The following is a 3,030-nucleotide window of genomic DNA, read 5'->3' as shown; positions in this document are numbered from 1 at the left end:
CATAGCCGCGCAGGGTGCCGCCGGCGAAACTGAAGCCGGTGCTGCCCGGGGCGTAGACCGTGCGGGCCTGGTTGCTGAAGCTGACGCTGTAGGCGGTGCAGCCGGTGCAGGGCACGGTCGGCTCGGGTGTCACGGGCGGCGTCACCGGCGGTGTGACCACCGGCGGCTGGATGACATCACCGGTGTCTTCCAGGGCGCCGACGTTGAGCAGGCGGTTGCTGCTGCCGCGCGGGTCGCTGACCAGGTCGACACCGGCGAGGCTGATCAGGCCGGCGGCCACTGTGGCCGGAGCGGCCTGCGGGCGCGAAGCGAGGTAGAGCGCCGCCGCGCCGGCGACGTGCGGCGCCGCCATGGAGGTGCCGCTCAGGGTGGCGGTGCCGGTGTCGCTGCTGTGAGCGGCGGAGAGGATGTTGTCGCCGGGCGCGAAGATATCCAGGCAGGTGCCGTAGTTCGAGTAGCTGGAGCGGCGGTCGCTGCTGCCGGTGGCGCCGACCACCAGCGCCTCGGAAACACGCGCGGGCGATTCGTTGCAGGCATTGGCGTTGTTGTTGCCGGCGGCCACCACCATGGTGATGCCCTGGCCGACGGCGTTGCGCACGGCGTTGTCGAGCGCGGTAGATGCCGAGCCCCCCAGCGACAGGTTCGCCACCGCCGGACGCTGGGCGTTGGCGATCAGCCAGTCGATGCCGGCGATCAGGTTGGAGGTGCTGCCCGAGCCGTTGCAGTTCATCACGCGTACCGGATGCACGATGGCCTGGCGCGCCACCCCGGACAGCCGGCCGGCGATGGTGCCGGCGACATGGGTGCCATGGCCGTTGCAGTCGCTGGTGTCGGCGGCGTTGGTGCTGGCGCCCAGCCCGAGCAGGCCGCCGCTGTTGGGCGCGAAGTTGCGGCCGCTGCCGACGCGGCCGGTGAATTCGGTGTGGCTGGCGCGCAGGCCGGTGTCCAGCACGTAGACATGCACGCCCTGGCCGGCCAGCGACGGGTAGCTGTACAGGCCGTTGAGACCGGAGGGCTGGTCGATGCGGTCGAGGCCGTAGTAGCTGGCTGCGTTCACCGTGGTGCGCCCGGCCACCTGCACCCAGCTGTCCTGCTCCATGCGCACGATGCCGGGCAGCAGCGACAGCAGCCGCGCCTGCGCCGGCGTCATGCGCAGGCTTAGGCCGGGCAGGGCGCGGCTGTAGACATGCAGCAGCTCGGCGCCGGGCACGCGTGCCAGCAGTCCGTTCACCAGCTCGCCGACCGGCAGCGCACCGTTGAGCTGGCGCAGCAGCGCGAGATCCAGCTGCACGATGTACTGGTTGGCGATCACCCCGCGCTCGGCGACCGGGACGTACTGGTCAATGGCGGCGTGGGCGTGGGCGCCGCCGAGCAGGGCGAGCGCGAGGGCGAGTTGGCGGAATGCGGGCATGGGGCGGACTCCCTGTCGGTGCGGGCCGGATGGCGACGCGCCATGCTAGCAGCAGTTTTGCAAATGAACGATGTCAGACCGATGAGTGACGACGGGGCTGCCGGTCGCTCGAACTCGCCATGAAAAAGCCCCGCATCAGCGGGGCTTTTCCAGATCCGTGCACGGCATCAGCTGCGCCGCGTCGGCAGCACGTCCTTGAGCTTGTCGCGCATGGACAGGATGGCCTTTTCGGTCGTGTCCCAGTCGATGCAGCCGTCGGTGACCGACTTGCCGTATTCGAGCTGCGACAGGTCCTTGGGGATGTCCTGGCGGCCGAACTTCAGGTGCGACTCGATCATCATGCCGATGATGGACTTGTTGCCTTCCAGGATCTGGTTGGCGACGTTGTCCATGACCAGCGGCTGCAGGCCCGGGTCCTTGTTGGAGTTGGCGTGCGAGGCGTCGATCATGAGGTTGAGCGGGGCCTTGGCCTTTTCCAGCTCGCGCTCGGCCAGCGCCACCGACACCGAGTCGTAGTTGGGCTTGCCGTCGCCGCCGCGCAGCACGACATGGCCGTAGCGGTTGCCGGTGGTGTTGATGACCGCGACCTTGCCGTCGGCGTCGATGCCGAGGAAGCTGTGCGGGTTCTGCACCGAGAGCAGGGCGTTGGTGGCCACCTTGAGGCCGCCGTCGGTGCCGTTCTTGAAGCCCACCGGCGACGACAGGCCCGACGACATTTCGCGGTGCGTCTGCGATTCCGTGGTGCGCGCGCCGATCGCCGACCAGGCGATCAGGTCGTGCAGGAACTGCGGCGACATGGGGTCGAGCGCTTCGGTGGCGCAGGGCAGGCCGAGCTCGTTGAGTTCGAGCAGCAGCTTGCGGCCGATGCGCAGACCGTCCTGGATGCGGAACGAGTCATCCATGTACGGGTCGTTGATCAGGCCCTTCCAGCCCACGGTGGTGCGCGGCTTCTCGAAATACACGCGCATGACCAGGTACAGCGTGTCGCTGACTTCGGCGGCCAGGACCTTCAGGCGCTGGGCATACTCGTGCGCAGCCTTGAGGTCGTGGATGGAGCAGGGGCCCACCACCAGGAACAGGCGGTGGTCCTTGCCATCGAGAATGTCGCGGATGACGCGGCGGCCGGACAGCACGGTGTCGTAGGCCGACTCGCTCAGCGGAAGCTCGCGCTTCAGTTCCGCCGGGGTGATGAGAACATCGATGGAGCGGATGTTCTGGTCGTCGATCTGGTTGTCAGCAAGGCTCATTGGGGCTCTCCACGCAAGCGCAGGATATTACCCCATAAATCACATGAATATGAACCGCGCACTAAGTAGCAGAAGGGTGAAGCCGAGCATCGGGCGAATGATGTCCTCGCGCATGCGCGAGCTCCAGGTCGTGCCCAGCACGATCATCGGCAGCGAGCCGATCAGCAGCAGGCCGAGCAGGTTCCAGTCGACGTTGCCCATGCTCAGGTGGCCGAGGCCGGCGACCAGCGTCAGCAGCACGGCGTGGGTGACGTCGGTGCCGATCACGCGGATCATCGACAGCGCCGGGAACAGGGTCACCAGCACCATGACGCCGAACACGCCGGCGCCGACCGACGACAGCGTCACCAGCACGCCCAGCAGCAGCCCCAT

Annotated in this window: 3 protein-coding genes; all 3 read right to left on the bottom strand. The window is 68.0% G+C overall.

Annotated features, from left to right (window positions below; genetic code table 11):
- Positions 1–1,411 (bottom strand): S8 family peptidase (locus C5O18_RS08070; protein ID WP_146089290.1); only part of this gene is annotated, 1,411 nt, incomplete at its 3' end.
- 167 nt (positions 1,412–1,578) lie between these two features.
- Positions 1,579–2,658 carry a 3-deoxy-7-phosphoheptulonate synthase gene (locus C5O18_RS08065; RefSeq protein WP_105193016.1) on the bottom strand — a complete coding sequence of 360 codons (1,080 nt, stop codon included), beginning with the start codon at positions 2,656–2,658 and terminating at the stop codon, positions 1,579–1,581.
- A 39-nt stretch (positions 2,659–2,697) separates the two neighbouring features.
- On the bottom strand, positions 2,698–3,030 hold a 333-nt coding region (locus tag C5O18_RS08060; protein WP_158249305.1), incomplete at its 5' end, for a sulfite exporter TauE/SafE family protein.

The organism is Amnimonas aquatica (genome assembly GCF_002943415.1).
Taxonomy (GTDB): Bacteria; Pseudomonadota; Gammaproteobacteria; order Pseudomonadales; family Moraxellaceae; genus Perlucidibaca; species Perlucidibaca aquatica_A.
This window is presented reverse-complemented; position numbering and strand designations above follow the sequence as displayed.

Coding starts and splice junctions, on each gene's coding strand:
- C5O18_RS08065 (WP_105193016.1), bottom strand. CDS start 2,658: ATGAGCCTTGCTGACAACCAGATCGACGACCAGAACATCCGCTCCATC.